Annotated in this window: 17 protein-coding genes; 9 read left to right on the top strand and 8 right to left on the bottom strand. The window is 62.5% G+C overall.

Annotation, left to right across the window (positions count from 1 at the left end; genetic code table 11):
* Positions 1-2,070 carry a hypothetical protein gene (locus FFM53_RS19555; RefSeq protein WP_064651963.1) on the top strand — a complete coding sequence of 690 codons (2,070 nt, stop codon included), beginning with the start codon at positions 1-3 and terminating at the stop codon, positions 2,068-2,070.
* A 270-nt stretch (positions 2,071-2,340) separates the two neighbouring features.
* Positions 2,341-2,757 carry a GNAT family N-acetyltransferase gene (locus FFM53_RS19550; protein WP_138330373.1) on the top strand — a complete coding sequence of 139 codons (417 nt, stop codon included), beginning with the start codon at positions 2,341-2,343 and terminating at the stop codon, positions 2,755-2,757.
* A 105-nt stretch (positions 2,758-2,862) separates the two neighbouring features.
* On the opposite strand, the gene FFM53_RS19545 is transcribed toward FFM53_RS19550, so the two are convergent.
* A complete protein-coding gene (locus FFM53_RS19545) occupies positions 2,863-3,426 on the bottom strand; it encodes a GNAT family N-acetyltransferase (protein ID WP_003541792.1) in 564 nt (187 codons plus the stop codon).
* Between the two features lie 265 nt (positions 3,427-3,691).
* Between FFM53_RS19545 and FFM53_RS19540 the strand changes: the two genes are divergently transcribed.
* Positions 3,692-4,702 carry a glutathione S-transferase family protein gene (locus FFM53_RS19540; RefSeq protein WP_138386911.1) on the top strand — a complete coding sequence of 337 codons (1,011 nt, stop codon included), beginning with the start codon at positions 3,692-3,694 and terminating at the stop codon, positions 4,700-4,702.
* Positions 4,703-4,725: 23 nt separating this feature from the next.
* Here the strand turns inward: FFM53_RS19540 and FFM53_RS19535 are convergent, their stop codons facing one another.
* Positions 4,726-5,205 carry an NUDIX domain-containing protein gene (locus tag FFM53_RS19535; protein ID WP_138330370.1) on the bottom strand — a complete coding sequence of 160 codons (480 nt, stop codon included), beginning with the start codon at positions 5,203-5,205 and terminating at the stop codon, positions 4,726-4,728.
* A 70-nt stretch (positions 5,206-5,275) separates the two neighbouring features.
* On the opposite strand from FFM53_RS19535, the gene FFM53_RS19530 reads away from it, so the two are divergent.
* The 4 genes from FFM53_RS19530 to FFM53_RS19515 all read left to right on the top strand — a co-directional run bounded on the left by FFM53_RS19530 (position 5,276) and on the right by FFM53_RS19515 (position 8,449).
* Entirely contained in the window at positions 5,276-6,184 is a 909-nt protein-coding gene (locus FFM53_RS19530) for a metallophosphoesterase family protein (protein WP_138387480.1), read from the top strand.
* A 159-nt stretch (positions 6,185-6,343) separates the two neighbouring features.
* Complete coding sequence (locus FFM53_RS19525; RefSeq protein ID WP_138386910.1) at positions 6,344-6,904, top strand: tetratricopeptide repeat protein; 561 nt, start codon at positions 6,344-6,346, stop codon at positions 6,902-6,904.
* A 187-nt stretch (positions 6,905-7,091) separates the two neighbouring features.
* Positions 7,092-7,601 carry an RNA polymerase sigma factor gene (locus tag FFM53_RS19520; protein ID WP_138330369.1) on the top strand — a complete coding sequence of 170 codons (510 nt, stop codon included), beginning with the start codon at positions 7,092-7,094 and terminating at the stop codon, positions 7,599-7,601.
* A gap of 2 nt (positions 7,602-7,603) precedes the next feature.
* A complete protein-coding gene (locus FFM53_RS19515; protein WP_064651968.1) occupies positions 7,604-8,449 on the top strand; it encodes an anti-sigma factor family protein in 846 nt (281 codons plus the stop codon).
* Between the two features lie 53 nt (positions 8,450-8,502).
* On the opposite strand, the gene FFM53_RS19510 is transcribed toward FFM53_RS19515, so the two are convergent.
* Positions 8,503-9,483, bottom strand: coding sequence for a quinone oxidoreductase family protein (locus FFM53_RS19510; RefSeq protein ID WP_138386909.1), 981 nt, complete (start codon positions 9,481-9,483; stop codon positions 8,503-8,505).
* 5 nt (positions 9,484-9,488) lie between these two features.
* On the opposite strand from FFM53_RS19510, the gene FFM53_RS19505 reads away from it, so the two are divergent.
* A complete protein-coding gene (locus tag FFM53_RS19505; protein ID WP_171598460.1) occupies positions 9,489-9,998 on the top strand; it encodes a winged helix-turn-helix transcriptional regulator in 510 nt (169 codons plus the stop codon).
* 41 nt (positions 9,999-10,039) lie between these two features.
* Here the strand turns inward: FFM53_RS19505 and leuA are convergent, their stop codons facing one another.
* The 3 genes from leuA to FFM53_RS19490 form a co-directional block, all read right to left on the bottom strand.
* Positions 10,040-11,791: a 2-isopropylmalate synthase gene (gene leuA / locus FFM53_RS19500; protein ID WP_027664091.1), complete on the bottom strand. Its 1,752-nt coding sequence runs from the start codon at positions 11,789-11,791 to the stop codon at positions 10,040-10,042.
* Positions 11,792-12,153: 362 nt separating this feature from the next.
* On the bottom strand, positions 12,154-13,353 hold the full coding sequence (locus tag FFM53_RS19495) for a benzoate/H(+) symporter BenE family transporter (RefSeq protein WP_138330365.1): 1,200 nt from the start codon (positions 13,351-13,353) through the stop codon (positions 12,154-12,156).
* 194 nt (positions 13,354-13,547) lie between these two features.
* Positions 13,548-14,132 (bottom strand): ATP-dependent Clp protease proteolytic subunit, encoded by a 585-nt coding sequence (locus FFM53_RS19490; RefSeq protein ID WP_003561390.1) that lies wholly within the window; start codon positions 14,130-14,132, stop codon positions 13,548-13,550.
* A gap of 232 nt (positions 14,133-14,364) precedes the next feature.
* On the opposite strand from FFM53_RS19490, the gene FFM53_RS19485 reads away from it, so the two are divergent.
* Positions 14,365-15,126, top strand: a complete 762-nt coding sequence (locus FFM53_RS19485; protein WP_138330364.1) for a DUF2076 domain-containing protein — start codon at positions 14,365-14,367, stop codon at positions 15,124-15,126.
* A gap of 124 nt (positions 15,127-15,250) precedes the next feature.
* Here the strand turns inward: FFM53_RS19485 and queF are convergent, their stop codons facing one another.
* Positions 15,251-15,715, bottom strand: coding sequence for a preQ(1) synthase (gene queF / locus FFM53_RS19480; protein ID WP_012758487.1), 465 nt, complete (start codon positions 15,713-15,715; stop codon positions 15,251-15,253).
* Positions 15,715-16,629 carry a CDF family cation efflux transporter EmfA gene (emfA, locus tag FFM53_RS19475; RefSeq protein ID WP_062944421.1) on the bottom strand — a complete coding sequence of 305 codons (915 nt, stop codon included), beginning with the start codon at positions 16,627-16,629 and terminating at the stop codon, positions 15,715-15,717. Before emfA ends, queF begins: the two co-directional genes overlap by 1 nt.
* Positions 16,630-16,702: the final 73 nt, after the last annotated feature.

The following is a 16,702-nucleotide window of genomic DNA, read 5'->3' as shown; positions in this document are numbered from 1 at the left end:
ATGACATTCGACTTTTCGCCCTTCCTGCCCTGGTCGGTTCTGGCTGCATTGGCTGTCGTCAGCGCTGTTATCGCCGCCTTCGCGATCTGGCGTGGCATTCGTGGCGCCTGGATCAGAACACTGGCAGCGCTCGCCATGCTGACCGCGCTTGCCAATCCTGTGCTGCTGCAGGAAGATCGGGATCAGTTGTCGACGATCGTTCCCGTCCTTGTCGATCGAAGCCAGAGCCAGCAGACGCCCGATCGCGTCAAGATGACCGACGATGCGCTTGCGGCCTTGAAGGGACAGCTCGCCCGTTTCCCCCAGATAGAGCCCCGCTTCGTCGATGTCGAAGGCGACGTCAATTCCGACGTGCCGTCCACGCGCCTGTTCGACGCGCTGTCGGCCAACATTGCCGATGTCCCGCCCGCCCGTATCGGCGGCGCCATCATGCTGACCGACGGTGAAGTCCATGATGTTCCGGGCGCCAATCAGGCGCTCGGTTTCGACGCGCCGATCCATGGCCTCGTCACCGGCAAGGCCAACGAATTCGATCGCCGCATCGAAGTCATCAAGGGACCGCGTTTCGGCATCGTCAACGAAGAGCAGCAGGTGATCTTGCGCGTCTTCGACGACGGCCCGAGCCCCGGCGGCACAGCCGATGTCACGGTAAAGCTGAATGGTGATGAGATCGCCACCCTGCAGGCGACACCCGGGCAGGATACGCCGTTCTCTTTCAAGGTGCCGGGTGGCGGCAGCAATGTGCTCGAATTCTCGGTCGCAGCACTTCCCGGCGAAGTCACCACCGCCAACAACCGCGCCGTCCATGTCATTGACGGCATCCGCCAGAATCTCCGTGTCCTGCTCGTCTCCGGCGAGCCGCATGCCGGCGAGCGCGCCTGGCGCAACCTGCTGAAATCCGATGCCTCGGTCGATCTGGTCCACTTCACCATCCTGCGTCCGCCGGAAAAGCAGGACGGCACGCCGATCAACGAGCTGTCGCTGATCGCCTTCCCGACCCGCGAGCTCTTCGTCGACAAGATCAAGGATTTCGACCTGATCATCTTCGATCGCTACCAGCATCGCGGCGTGCTGCCGCTGCTCTACTACGATTACATCGCGCAATATGTCGACAATGGCGGCGCGCTGCTGATCGCCGCCGGTCCCGAGCATGCCGGTCCCGATTCCATTGCGCTGACGCCGCTTTCCTCGGTCCTGCCCGCAACGCCCACCGGAGAGATGATCGAGAAGGCCTTCTATCCCCGCCTCTCCGAGGAAGGCCGCAAACACCCCGTCACGCGCGGCCTGGACGGCTCGGGCGAGGACCCGCCGCATTGGGGCCGCTGGTTCCGTAGCGTCGATGTCGACCGGCCGCAGGGCGAGACGATCATGCTCGGCGCCGACAACCACCCGCTGCTGGTGCTGAACCGCGCCGGCCAGGGCCGCGTCGCCATGCTGCTTTCCGATCAGGGCTGGCTCTGGGCGCGCGGCTTCGAAGGCGGCGGTCCGAACGTTTCGCTCTATCGCCGTATCGCCCATTGGCTGATGAAGGAACCGGCGCTCGAGGAAGAAGCGCTGACGGCGCGCGCCTCCGGCCGGACCCTTGAAGTCACCCGCCAAACGATCGGCGACAATCCCGGCAATGCCACCGTGCGTTATCCCTCCGGCAAGACCGAAACCCTGCCGCTCACCCAGTCCGAACCGGGGCTCTACAAGGCCGAGAAGAGGATGGACGAAATCGGCCTCTTCGAAATCCGCAACGGCAGGCTGTCGACGCTTGTCCATATCGGCGCCGTCGACGCACCGGAATTCAAGGCGATGATCTCGACGACCGATGTACTGCAGCCGGTCGCCGACAGAAGCAAGGGTCTCGTCGCCCGCGTCTCCAATGCAAATGGCGCGATCTCCGTGCCGCCGATCCTGCCGGTGCGCGGCCAGGTCCGCGTCTCCGACAACGATCGCATGATGATTCGCATGACCAACGAGACGGTCTTGAAGGGCATCAACACGCTGCCGCTCTTTGCCGGTTTCGCCGGCGTCGGCATCCTGCTGCTCGCCTTCGGCGCCATGTGGTGGCGCGAAGGGCGTTAGAGCCTTTCCTGGTCAGATTGAAGCATTCTGTTGGCTCAAACGGTGTCGGATGGTCGACCGGCCGGCGCGCGTCGTAGCCCAGCTCTACGGCCAAGCCGGCCGGTCGATCAGCCGGCCCGTTTCAGCCAACCCGAAGGGCCGGGCATCCGCCAGGATCAGAGGCGATCGGCTCGGACGTACCAAGAGGTATGCCCTTCGCCAATCGCCTTTGCCCTGACGAAAACCTGCTCCGGCAGAATGCTTCAATCTGACCAGGAAAGGCTCTCACTCATGCCGGAATTCGAGCTCACCGCCTCGCCCTCGCCGGAGGAACTGGCAGTGATCACCGATGCGCTCTCGGCTTTCAACAACGCCGATCTCGGCCCATCGGATCGCCGGCCGCTCGCGGTCCTCATCCGCGATACCGACGGCAAGGTGACGGGCGGTCTTTCAGGCTTCACCGCCTGGGGCTGGCTCTTCACCCAGATGCTCTATATTCCCGATACCCTGCGCGGCACCGGTATATCAGGCAATATCCTCGCAAAGGCGGAAGAAGAGGCGAGAGCTAGGGGGTGCCGCGGCGCCTGGATCGACACCTTCAGCCCGCAGGCTCTGCGCGCCTATCTGCGCCAGGGTTATGAGGTTTTCGGAGAGCTTAAGGATTTCCCGGAAGGCCGCACGCGCAGCTTCCTCCGGAAAAGTCTCTAGCGCATCGGCCCGAAAATCGGAACCGATTTTCGGAAAGCACGATGCGCGGATTGAAAGAGTTGGGAGCGTCCTTTCTGCGTCCGGAAGGACGCACAGCGCTCTAAATCATTCGCGCCAGGCGATCGTGCCCTTCAGCCGCGCGTGCACGCCCTCGGCGATCGGAACGACGAGCACGCGGCCGGGATCGACCGGGCCTGGAAAAGACAGCGCGTTATAGGCGACCTTCTCGAAGCCGAGCGGGCCGTAATAGGGTGGATCGCCGACGAGGATGACGGCTTCCGAGCCCTTGCGTCTTGCCGCCTCCACCGCAATCCGCACCAGTTCCCGGCCGATGCCCTTGTTCTTGTGGGAGGGGCGGACGGCGAGCGGGCCGAGCAGATGTCCCTTCACCGTGCCGGCCAGCACCGGCGTCATGCGCACGGAGGCGATCGTCTCACCATTATCGGTGCAGATGAAGGAAAGCGACAGATCATGCGGCCCCTGCTCACGGATGCGCGCGGCAGCGCGCGTGAAGCGGCCGGGACCGAAGGCTTCTTCGTTGATGTGTTCGATGGCGGCGTCGTGAGACGCGTCTTCAGTGAGGTAGACGAGATCGTGCTTGTACATGATGACAGAAACCGGATGGACAGATTGATGGGTCTCGAACACGCCTTGGGCGTTCGGGAGCATCAGCGTCGTCGCGGGTTTCTGGAAATGAACATCAGGCAGGGGTCCGAAAATCGTGAAAAGGCCGATAGCAGGAAAAATTTCCGTCGTCCAACGCAAAATGCACGACCACAGGGCCGTGCATCTTTTCGAGAGCTACAAAGGACGCTGCAATACTGAATTATGCAGGTCCCGAACGATGTGACGCACTGTTCAATCTTTGCCGCCTGTAAAGCCCTGACATCTGCGATATCTTCCGTTCCAACACGCAATCAAGGGAATGAAGATCATGGGAATGCTGGTGGACGGCGTCTGGCATGACGCCTGGTACGACACGAAGGAGAGTAAGGGCCATTTCAAGCGACAGCCCTCGCAGTTCCGCAACTGGGTGACATCGGACGGTGGGGCCGGCCCTTCCGGCAGCGGCGGCTTCAAGGCCGAGGCCGGGCGTTACCATCTCTATGTCTCGCTCGCCTGCCCCTGGGCACACCGCACGCTGATCTTCCGCAAGCTGAAGAAGCTCGAAGAGCTGATCTCGGTTTCCGTCGTCGATCCGCTGATGCTCGAGAACGGCTGGGAGTTCAAGGTCGGCGACGGCGCCACCGGCGACCACCTCTTCGGCGCATCCGCGCTTTGGCAGGTCTATGTCAGGGCCGATCCGCACTATTCCGGCCGCGTCACCGTTCCCGTGCTCTGGGACAAGAAGACCGGCACGATCGTCAACAACGAATCCGCCGAGATCATCCGTATGTTCAACGGCGCCTTCGACGGGCTGACCGGCTCGACAGCCGATTTCTATCCCGAGGACCTTCGCTCCGAAATCGATGCGCTGAACGCTACCATCTACGACACCGTCAACAACGGCGTCTACAAGGCGGGCTTTGCCACCACCCAGGAGGCCTATGCGGAAAACGTCGGCACGCTGTTCGAAACACTGGACATGCTCGACGAACGCCTCGGCAAGGGTCGCTACCTCTTCGGCAACCGTCAGACTGAGGCCGACTGGCGCCTGTTCACCACTCTGGTGCGCTTCGACGCCGTCTATGTCGGCCATTTCAAGTGCAACATCCGCCGCATCGCCGACTACCGCAACCTGCCTGACTATCTGCGCGACCTCTACCAGACGGCGGGCGTTGCCGAGACGGTGAACCTCAACCACATCAAGCAGCACTATTATCGCAGCCACAAGACGATCAATCCGACAGGCATCGTTCCCGTCGGCCCGGCGCTCGATCTCGACAGTCCGCATGGCCGCGCTACAGCGCCGCGGGTGTTTTCAGACGCGCAAAGGACGTTGTAGCAGTTTGAATGGCTGGCTGAAGCTCACCAGCGGTGGGCAGGCTCCTGCTCGCCGCGAAGCTCGGCGAGACGGCGATGCGTCGCCTTGGTCGTGCCCTCGGGCAGGCTGTCGAGGGAAAAGAAGCCGCTGTCGGATATCTCCCAGTCCGGCGGCCGCGGCGCCGTCTGCTCGACGGTCGCGCGGTAGAAGACGACATGGTCGCGCCTTGTGGTCGTGGTATTGAAATAGACTTGGAACAGCTGCGGCTTGCCGATGATCCTGAGGTTGCCCTCCTCGCGCAATTCCTTGACGAGCGCTTCCTCGACCGTCTCGTTGCGCTCCAGCCCGCCGCCCGGCATGTGCCAGCCGCCGATATAGCTGTGGCGCACGAGAAAGATGCGCCCCTCTGCATCGAAACAGGCAGCCCGCACGCCCACCGTCATGCTGCGGACGAAACTGAAATAGACATGCAGCAGGCGCAACGCCAGCCTCATGATAAGGGGCCGGTTCTCTTTATCCACCATCGCTCCGTTTCAGCTCTTCATCGCGCCGGATGTGTTTGATTTGTCAATAAGCTGGTCTATGTCTCGTAGCATGTTCAAGCTCGCGCATATCTCCGACGTCCACCTCGGGCCGTTGCCCAGTCTTTCCATTCAAGAGCTGTTTTCAAAACGCATAACAGGCTTTGTGAACTGGCATCGAAATCGACGCAAGCACCTTTTCGGCAGCACGCTGGATCTGCTGCTCGACGATATTCGCGCCCATCAGGCCGATCACGTGGCCGTCACCGGCGACCTCGTCAATCTGGCGAGCGGCATTGAGATTCGCGCCGCCGCTGCATGGCTGCGCGCGCTCGGAGATCCCGCAGACACGTCGGTCGTTCCCGGCAATCATGACGCCTATGTGCCAGGCGCCTATGAGAAGACGATGCGCGCCTGGTACGATTATGTCCGCGGCGATCTCGCTCCGCCGCAATGGCAGGACGACCGCCATATCTTCCCCTATCTGCGCGTCCGCGGCAAAGTCGCGATTGTCGGCTGTTCGACGGCGGTCGCCACCCCGCCCTTCGCCGCCTCTGGCTTTTTCGGCGCGCGACAGGCCCGCGATACTGTCAACATACTGCGTGCGGCTGGCGAAGCTGGTCTTTTCCGCGTCGTCATGATCCATCACCCGCCGATCCGCGGCGCCACTGCCTTCTACAAACGGATGATCGGCATCCGGCGCTTCGCCGCCGTGATTTCGACGGGCGGCGCCGAACTCGTGCTGCACGGCCATACGCACCTGAACACGCTGCATTGGCTGCGCGGCCAGATGCAGCCAGTGCCGGTCGTCGGCATCGCCTCTGCCTCGCAGGGACCTGGCAGCATCAAGCCGCCCGCCGCCTACAACCTCTTCTCCATCGATGGCTCTCCCGGCGCCTGGGAGCTCAGCGGCGAGCGCTTCAGCCTCAACAGGGCCGGCGACGCGGTGATGCCGGAAAGCGCCGATATTTTCGCGCGTTAGCTCCAGTTCCAGACTCTTTTTGTGCAGCGCTTGAATCGATCCGCGAGGACATCCGGCCGCCGTCGCAACATTTGCCAGGGAGGTTGCTTACCCTCTTGGTATTTTTAGTGGTAAGCGTACAATCCGAGCAACTGCATTGCCTGAGAACGGAGCGCGCCGATGACTTCTTCTTTCCGCCACCTGTCCAGACTTTCGCTCGCCGTTGGCTTTGCCTTCGGCATCGCCACGGCCGCTTTCGCGGCCGGCGACAGCAACGATGACACCAATCCGCCGCCGAAGACCCAGACGACCAAGACCTGCACCGGCGGCAAGGTCTGGGACAAGACCAAGAAGGAATGCGTCAACCCGAAGAAGAGCAGCTTCAACGACGACGATCTCTATCAGTTCGCCCGCGAGTTTGCCTATGCCGGCCAGTATGACAACGCCATCACCGTGCTCAATCTCGCTCGCAACCAGAACGACCCGCGCGTCCTGAACTATCTCGGCTACGCCAACCGCAAGGCCGGCCGCATGGAGCTCGGCATGTCCTACTACCGCAAGGCGCTGCAGGCGGATGAGAACTATATCCTCGCCCGCTCCTATATGGGCATGGCGCTGGTGGAACAGGGAGACATCCAGGGCGCCCGCGTCCAGCTTGTCGAAATCCGTGATCGCGGCGGCGAAGGCACCTGGGCCTATCGCTCCCTGCTGCAAAGCTTGAACGGCTACAAGACATATTGACGCAAGCTTTGCAGGCCACAATACGAAAATCCCTTGGGAAAGAGGGATGAAGACGACCGGATGCTTGCGAAGTGCAGGAGACTTGTTTCATAAAGCACATGCATCGACGGCGTCGATAAAGTCGGTTTCGCGCCCGACGGCGAACCCTTCGTCCGCGAAACCATTGTGAATGCTTTTTGGATAGACAATGCGTCAGCCCGCAACGACCATCGATCTCCGGCGTGATCTCGTCGGCCTCCTGCCCCGCCTTCGCCGCTTCGCGATCACGCTCGCGGGTGAGGTTGCCGTGGCCGATGAACTCGTTCAGGCCGTCTGTCAGCGCGCCATCTCCAAAGGTCATCAATGGAGCGGCGAAGGCCGGCTGGAAAGCTGGATCTACACGCTTGCCCGCCAACAATGGACCGACGACAACCGCAAGCGCAAGCCGAAGGCTTCCGTCCGCGGCAACGTCACCGATATTCGCGAGGCCGCGCGCGATCGCTCGGCCGCAGTCGATCCCGACACCATCCATCACATGATTTCCGATATGCCGGATGGCGTTTCCAGCATGTTCCTGCTGGTAGACGTCGAAGGCCACAGCTACCAGCAGGCGGCCGACATCATGGGCATTCCGGTGGCAAACGTCGTCTCGCAGCTCGCGACCGCGAGGCTGCATTTCGCCGCGCTTGCCGGCACCCACCCGATCCACAGGTTCTGAATTTGCTCGATCTTAGGAAATTGCCGCTCGAAGCCCAGCTCACCGCCCTCCTCGACGGCGAAGTCTCGCCCGAACAGCGGCACGAACTGGAGCAGCGTCTGGCAAGCGACGAGAATGCACGCCGGCTGCATGAGAAGCTGCGCCACGGGGCTGATTTCGGCCGCCGCCGCCTCGACGATATCCTGAAGGAGCCGGTACCGCTCGCCCTCGTCCGCTCGATCAAGAGCACGCAGCCGCCGAAAACGCCGATCGCCCAGCGCGCCACGCGCCCGCAAGTGAAACTGGCGCCGAGCGGCCCGCAGGCGCTGGCCGCCGCCCTCATCCTCTTTGTCGTCGGTTGTGGTATCGGCTATTTCGTCGGCACCGCGCCGGATGCCGACGAGATTGCCAGCACGGCGACCACCAATGCGGCACCGGCCAATACCAGCGACTGGCTGGGCGACGTCACCGCCTATCAGCGCCTGCTGATCCGCCAACCCCGTCATCTCGTCGAAGTGCCCGCCTCGCAGGCCGAGGAAATCTCCAGCTGGCTGACGACGGCGATCGGCGTGCCCTTCCGCGTGCCGGATCTGAGCGCCGAAGCCTGGACCTTCCAGGGCGCGCGCGTCATCCTTGGCGACAGCCGCCCTGTCGGACAGCTCGTCTATTCTAATTCCGATGGCGACATCATCTCCATTTGCTTCCGCAAGGACGCGCAACCGCCGGAGACCGACGACTTCAAGGAAACGATCAAGGACGAGATCGGCCTCGTGACCTGGCACAATGCCGGCACCTCCTATGTGCTTGCCGGCCCCTCCGCCGAAGCAACGCTCGGCCAGCTCGCCATGGAGATCGCCACCGCGATCTGATTGCCGGAGCATGATGCCGAGCAGTATCGTACGACATCGTGCGTCGCTTTGATTTAAGGCACCAGCACTACCTTGCCGACCGCCCGCCGCCCTTCGATGGCGCGATGCGCTTCCGCCGCTTGATGCAGTGGGAAACGACCGCTGTCGATAACCGTCACGGCGCCCGCCGCGGTAAGCTCGAAGAGCGCGGCAAGATCCTCCCGCACCCCCTGAGGCGTCAGCAGCGGCAGCAACGAAAATCCCTTGATTGACTGATTGTCGTCAAGCATGTGCTCGACATCGGCCGCCTCGAGCCCGAACCGCCCCATCGCCGCCAGCACCAGCTCGCCGCAAGGCGCCAGCGCATCGAGTGCCGCCCTTGAAAACACGCCGCCGACGGTTTCATAGATGATATCCGCGCCGAGCCCTCCGGTCAGCCTTTTGACGTCCTCCTGCCAGCCAGGCGCCGTATAATCGACCGCATGATCGGCGCCGAGAGACAGGGAAAGCGCCCTCTTCTCGTCACTGCTCGCCGCCGCGATCACCATCTTCGCCCCGTCACGTCTCGCGAGCTGCACAAGCAGCGACCCGACACCGCCCGCTGCCGCACTCACGAGAACATTCTTGCCTTTCGCGGGACTGCGGCGCAGCAGATGCAGCGCCGTCAGCCCCTGCACCATCGGCCCGGCAGCCGCCTCGAAAGAAACCGCATCCGGCAGCTGCATCACCGCCCCGCCGTCGACCGCGACGAATTCGGCATAGCCGCCCGAACCGCGCCCGATCGCAAAGAGAGGAACGGCAACCCGCATGCCAATGAGCGAGCGGTCGGCACCAGGCCCTGCTCGCTCGATCGTACCCGCGACCTCGACACCGGGAAACATCGGCAGGTCGGGCGTTGCGGCGTAACGGTCGGCCCGCATCAACACCTCGAAGAAGTTGACACCCGCTGCATGGACGCGGACGAGAACCTCACCCGGCCCCGGCTCGGGCACCGGCAGTTCTACGACCTCGAGGACATCGGGCGGACCGAAGCGAGTGAATTGGACGGCTTTCATGGCAGATGCACCTCACGTCTGATTGGCGTGGGGCAGGTTTAGCAATAGACTATCACATAAAAATACACACTCTTTCGTGCCATACCCACCAGGAGGTGACCATGGCTGAGCCGATGAAAAGACTCCCCGAGCTGCCGGTCGAGCGTGCGCTGAAGGTGATCTCAGGACGCTGGAAGCCCATCATCCTCTATTACGTCTTCTCCGGCCCGAAGCGTCTTTCGGAGCTGAAGCGGATGATGCCCGCCATTACCCAGAAAGTGCTGATCCAGCAGCTGCGCGAGATGGAGGAGCATGGGCTGGTCGCCCGCCAAGTCTTTGCCGAGGTCCCCGCCCGTGTCGAATACAGCGCGACTGAACTCGGCCTCGGTCTCGAACCGGTGCTGCTGGCGCTCTGCCAATGGGGCCAGCGCCACGCAGAGGCGCGAAATGAAGCCGACGAGATCGCCGACTGCATCGTCAGGCCGCGCCGCGCTACAGCGCCGCGCGTCTTTTCAGACGCGCATAATACGCTGTAACACTTTGAATTGCTGCGATCGCGGCCTGAAGCCTTCCGAAATCAGGCCTTGCCAGCCTTCACGTCGAGCACGCGGTTGGCGGCCGAGACGATCGCTTCCAGCGACGCCGCGACGATGTTGGTATTGATGCCGGCGCCGAAGAGTTTGCCGCCGGGATAGGAGGTCTCGACATAAGAGATCGCCGCCGCGTTCGAGCCATGCTGGAGCGAATGCTCGGAATAGTCCTCGACCGACATCTCGATGCCGAGATAATGCGACAGCGCATTGATAAAGCCGTCGATCGGGCCGTTGCCGCGCCCTTCGATGCGCTTGATCTCCCCATTGTCGGTGATCTCGGCTGCAACGATCCGCTGGCCCTTGTGCTCGGTGTCGGGATAGGTGTGATGGTCGACGAAGCGCAGGCGCCCTTCCGGCTGTGTCACGTAGCGCTCGATGAAGCGGTCGTAGATGCGCCGGGACGGAAGCTCCTTGCCCTCTACGTCGGTGATACGCTGGATATCCTCGCGGAATTCCACCTGCAGGTTACGCGGCAGGTTCAGCCCGTAATCCTGCTGCAAGATATAAGCGATTCCGCCCTTGCCGGACTGAGAGTTGATGCGGATGATCGCCTCGTAGGAACGACCGACATCGCGCGGATCGATCGGCAGGTACGGGACCTCCCACACGGGATGGTTGGCGACCTGTGCTGCCTTCATGCCCTTGTTGATCGCATCCTGATGCGAGCCGGAGAAGGCCGTATAGACCAGCTCGCCGACGTAGGGATGACGCTCGCCGATTGCCATCTGGTTCGAATATTCGAACACTTCCTTGATGCGTTCGATATTCGAGCAGTCGATCTCGGGATCGACGCCTTGCGTGAACATGTTCAGCGCCATCGTCACCATGTCGACATTGCCGGTGCGCTCGCCATTGCCGAACAGCGTGCCCTCGACACGGTCGGCCCCTGCCAGCAGTGCCAGTTCGGCAGCGGCAATGCCGGTGCCGCGGTCGTTATGCGGATGCAGCGAAACGATCAGGTTCTCGCGATTGTCGAGGTTACGGCACATCCATTCGATCTGGTCGGCATAGACGTTCGGCGTCGCCATCTCGACGGTGGACGGCAGGTTGATAATCAGCTTGTTATCGGGCGTCGGCTTGACGACCTCGATGACGGCGTTGCAGATCTCCAGCGCCACATCGAGTTCCGTGCCGGTAAAGCTCTCCGGCGAATATTCGAAACGGTAACCGCCGCCAGCCTTCGTGGCCATATCGGTGATCATCTTGGCGGCATCGACGGCGATCTGCTTGATGCCCTGCACATCCTTGGCGAAGACGACGCGGCGCTGCAACTCACTGGTGGAGTTGTAGAAGTGCACGATCGGCCGGTTTGCACCTTCCAGCGCTTCGAAGGTGCGGGTGATGAGTTCCGGGCGGCACTGCACCAACACCTGCAGGGAGACGTCGTCGGGCACATTGCCCTCCTCCACGCACCAGCGGGCGAAGTCGAAATCGGTCTGCGAAGCCGAGGGGAAACCGATTTCGATTTCCTTGAAGCCCATCTCGATCAGCAGATGGAACATCCGCGCCTTGCGATCGTGGCCCATCGGGTCGACGAGCGCCTGGTTGCCGTCGCGCAGGTCGACCGAGCACCAGACCGGTGCCTTGGTAATGGTCTTCGTCGGCCATGTGCGGTCGGGAATGTTCACCTGCGGATAGGCCCGGTATTTCACCGCGGCGTCGGGCATGCCTTTTGCGGGGCTCATCTCGCTCTTGGAGGCCATCTTATCTCGGGGGGATTGCGTCTTCGCGTCCATCGTATCGTCTCCTCGTCCCGGCATTTGCCCGCTCTTAGCCGATCACGTCGGGCTTGGCGATAAACAAATGCGGACCTTGTCGGTCGTTAGGTCAATTTTGAAAGTGAGTCGCGAGGAGCGATGGCCGGGCGGGCTTTCGGCCGCCGGGCGCTCCTCAAAGGACCCGGCAACCGCGCGTAAGGCCGAGGAGAAGAAGCGAGGTCAGGGCGCGCGTATTGTCACGCAGGGCGATGCGGCCGCGTGCAATCGTGTCAGAAATTCTGGCGCCAGTGGTCTTCATGACCGCGCTTATAGCCTCGGGCGGTGACGCTGGCAAGTCCTTGCCCGGCTTTTGGTCGCCGCCAACGGTCGACGAGCTTCCGTTACCTCGACTGAGCCCGGTCTTTCCAAATCTTCACCAGCCGAGACAGTGCGAGCATCAGCCCACCCGCGATCAGGCCCCAGAAGGCACCGGAAATACCGCCGAAGGAAACGCCGGAGGCGGTGACGAGGAAGGTGATTGCCGCCGCCTCCCGTGAGTCCGGAGCCTGGAAGGCCGACATTGCCGAGGACGAGAAGGCGCCGACCAGCGCCAGTCCCGCCACCGCCTCGATCAGGATGGGAGGCGCCAATGCGACGAAGGCCGTCACCGCGCCGGCAAGCAAGCCGAGGATGATATAACCGACGCCGGCAATCAGCGATGCCCAGTAGCGCCGCTTCGGATCGGCATGGGCATCTTGCCCCGCGCACATCGCCGCAGTGATCGCAGCCAGATTGACCGCGTGGCCGCCGAACGGCGCCGAGAGCAGCGAGAAGAAGCCGGTGACGGCAAAGAGCGGACCGGGCTTCGGGTCGTAGTGATTGACCTTCAGCACCGCGATGCCGGGAATGTTCTGCGAGGCCATGGTGACGATGAAGAGCGGCAACGCGATCGAGATGAGGCCGGCAAGATTGAACACCGGCCGGACGATTTCCACCGTCGGCACCAGTGATTGTTCCAGCGAGCTGAGCGCACCGTCTGGGATATCGACGCCGAAGGCGAGCACCAGCACGAAGGCCGCGAGTGCTGCCGGCACCGCCCAAAGCCGCTTGAAGGCGCCGACGACGATCCAAGCGACGACGATCGGCAGGCCGAACAGCGGATTGAAGCCGATCGCCTTCACCGGCGCGAAGCAGAGGCCGATCAGCACGCCGGCGAGCATCGCATTGGCGAGTGGTGCCGGAATGGCGGCAACCGCTCGCCCGAGCGGCTTGAACAGCCCAGCAACGATAATCAGCGCAGCACAGATCAGGAATGCCCCGACCGCCGCATTGAAGCCGCCCTCGATCGCCCCGGTGCTTGCCAGCAGTGCGGCGCCCGGTGTCGACCAGGCGATGCTGACCGGCAATCGGGTCACGGCACTGAGCACGATCGCGCAGACGCCCATGGAAATCGACAATGCCATCAGCCCGGAAGCCGCCTGCACCTCCGTGGCGCCGACCGCCTGCAACCCGTGCAGCACGACGGCGAAGGAGCTGGCGGAACCGACGAAGGCGGTCAGCAGCCCCATGAACAGGGCCTGGACGGAAAAATCTTTGAGCATGGCGGGACTCGTAGGCTGCTGGAATGGCGCATGGAGCATGATGGTTGTCCCAGACGCAAGTCCGGATTCAGTGCTTTCCGTTCAGACCTTGCCGATAGGAGACCATCTCCGTTCAAGCACTATCCGAAAACAGAACGCCCTCACCTGCGATCGGCAGGCAAGGGCGGGTTCCTGGCAGCTTTGGCTGATAAAACTTAGATATCGGCCTGCGACGTGACGATCCGTGAAACGAGGCCATACTCCTTCGCCTCTTCGGCCGAAAGCCAGTAGTCGCGATCCGTATCCTTGTCGATCTTGTCGAGCGGCTGGCCGGTGGCTGCTGCCATGATCCTGTTCAGGCGCTCGTTCATTTTGATGATCTCGCGCGCCTGGATTTCGATGTCCGATGCCATTCCGCGCGTGCCGCCGGAGGGTTGATGCAGCAGGAAGCGCGTGTTCGGCAGGCACAGGCGCCGCTCCTTCGGAGTGGCGACATAGATCAGCGCGCCGGCGGAGGCGACCCAACCGGTGCCGATCATCCAGACCTTCGGCTTGATGAACTTGATCATGTCATGAATGGAATCGCCGGATTCGACGTGGCCGCCGGGCGAATTGACATAGATACGGATGTCCTCGTCGCTGGCCGCGGCAAGCGCCACGAGCTGCGAGCAGACCTTCTGCGCCAATTCCTGATTGATCGGTCCGTAGATGAAGATCGAACGCGACTTGAAAAGATTCGCCTCCGTTTCCTTGCCGAGCGGCAGTTCCTTCGTCTTGTCGTCCTGGTCTTCGTCGTTCATTCGAACCTCTTGGAGATGAATTCGGGTTCCTCGCACATAGTGCGACTCAATGCCTAAAACAATGCGGGAAAAACACAAGGCACCGAAGCGATGGAGATATCCTTAAGAAGCCGCGCGCCGTTCTGCAAGCCTTACTGAATTGTAACGGCGAAAGGCTTTGAAAAGCCTAAATCGGTTCCTACCTCAGCCCTCACGCGGCAAACGCCGCATCAGATGATTAGGAGGCAGGACAATGTCACCCGAAGAACGCCAATTGCTGACCGCCCTCTTCGACCGCGTACGCACCGCCGCGGCCACACCGCGCGACCGCGACGCCGAGGCCCTGATCGACCAGGCGACGCGCGAACAGCCCTCCGCTACCTACTATCTGGCCCAGGCCGTCATCGTTCAGGAAAAGGGGCTGGAGGCGGCCGCCAACCACATCAAGGAACTCGAAGAGCGTGTCCACCAGCTGGAAGCCGGCGAGAGCGAACACCGCCAGGCCGAACAGGGCGGCGGCTTCCTGAGCTCAATCTTCGGTACCAGCCAGACGCAGCAGTCGGCACCCGTTCCCGGTCCCTGGGGCAGCGCGCCGCGCCAGGCCTCTCAGTCGCAATATGACGATACCCGCGGTGGCGATGTCCGTCAGATGCCGCAGCAGCCGACCGGCCCCTGGAGCCAGCAGGCTTATGCGCCGTCCGCCGGCGGTAGCTTCCTGCGCGGCGCGCTCGGCACAGCGGCGGGCGTTGCCGGCGGCATGCTGCTTGCCAATTCGCTGAGCGGCATCTTCGGCAACCACATGTCCTCGCTCGGCTGGGGCTCGCCCTTCGGCGCCAACCCCTTCGGCAATGCCAGCGCGCCGACCGAAGAAACCGTCATCAACAACTATTACGGCAATGACGACACCCGCCAGGCCTCCGACAACGCTGCCGATGACAACGATAACGCCAACGTGCAGCAGGCCGATTACGACGATGGCGACGACTCGTCCGGCGACGACGTTACGGATGTGTGAGTTCTAGGGGCCGGCGACGGACAGCGTTTGCTGCACCGTTGCCCGGCCCTTCGCTTGGGCTCAGGGCGTTCGCCGCTGCAATCGATTCACTGGATCGATTGCTCGGGCTGCGCCCCACCGCGGCTCACCCACGGCCGCGATAGGTGGCAACGCCCTGCTCCGGCAGCCACACGCCTTCCGGCGGCTTGCCCGTCTGCCAGAAAACATCGATCGGAATGCCGCCGCGCGGATACCAGTAGGCGCCGATCCTGAGCCACCGGGGATCGAGTAGCTCGACGATGCGCTTGGCGATATAGACCGAGCAATCCTCGTGGAAAGCGCCGTGATTGCGGAAGGAATGCAGGAAGAGCTTCAGCGACTTCGATTCCACCAGCCATTCGCCCGGAATGTAGTCGATGACGATATGGGCAAAATCCGGCTGCCCGGTCATCGGGCAGAGCGAGGTGAATTCCGGCGCGGTAAAGCGCACGACGTAATCGGTGCCGGCATGGTTGGACGGCACTTTTTCAAGCACCGCCTCCTCCGGCGACTGCGCTGTTTCGGTTTGCTGGCCCAGCATCGACAGGCTGGAAACATCGGTATTCGGCATTATGCCTCCTTGACGACTTTGACGCGGATGCCGTGAGCCTTTTCGCCCTCCGGTTCCACATGAATTGCAATGGTGGCGCCCTCGTGCACCGCCCTGATGGCATCCTCAAGGCGGTCGCATATATCATGCGCCTGCCGCACCGACATCCCGCCGGGCACCACCATGTGGAAATCGATGAAGGTGACGGTGCCCGCCCGCCTCGTTTTCAGGTCATGCACGCCGATCGAGCCCGCCGCGTGGCTGGCGATCGCCTGCTTGATCGCCTCCTCCTCCTGCGGCTCGACTGCCTGGTCCATCAGCCCGCCGATCGATTGCGAGATCACCTTCCAACCCTGATAGAGGATGTTGACGGCAACGAGAATGGCAAGCACCGGGTCGAAGATCGCATATCCCGTTGCCAGCGCCAGCAGCAGGCCAACGAGCACGCCGACGGAGGTCACGACGTCGGACATGATATGCTGTCCATCCGCCGTCAGCGCTGCCGAGCGATGTCTGCGTCCAGTCCGGATCAGCAACCGCGCCCAGATCGCATTGATGACACCGGCCGCGAAGTTGATCGCAAGGCCGAGCACGGGTGCGTCCAGCATGCGCGGCTCGGCGAGATAACCAACCGCCTCGTTGACGATCAGCAGGGCGGCGACGACGATCAGCACGCCCTCGGTGACGGCAGACAGATATTCCGCCTTGTGATGACCGAAGGGATGGTCGTGATCGGCCGGCTTCTGCGCATAGCGGATGACGAAGAAGGCGATGAAAGCGGCAACGACGTTGACCGACGATTCGAGCCCGTCCGACAGCAGCGCCACCGACCCTGTGACCCACCAGGCCACCATCTTCAGCCCCATGACGCCGAGCGACAGCGGAATGCCCCACATCGCCAGCTTGCGAACCGTAAGATCGCCGTTGTCACTCATATCGTTCCCCTGCGGTTGCGAATGAATTGCAGCTTTCAAGCCGTTGAAACGCAAAACCGCCCACGCGAATGTC

This window comes from Rhizobium indicum (assembly GCF_005862305.2).
Classification (GTDB): Bacteria; Pseudomonadota; Alphaproteobacteria; order Rhizobiales; family Rhizobiaceae; genus Rhizobium; species Rhizobium indicum.
The sequence above is the reverse complement of the archived record's forward strand: the minus strand, read 5'-3'. Positions and strand labels throughout refer to the sequence as shown.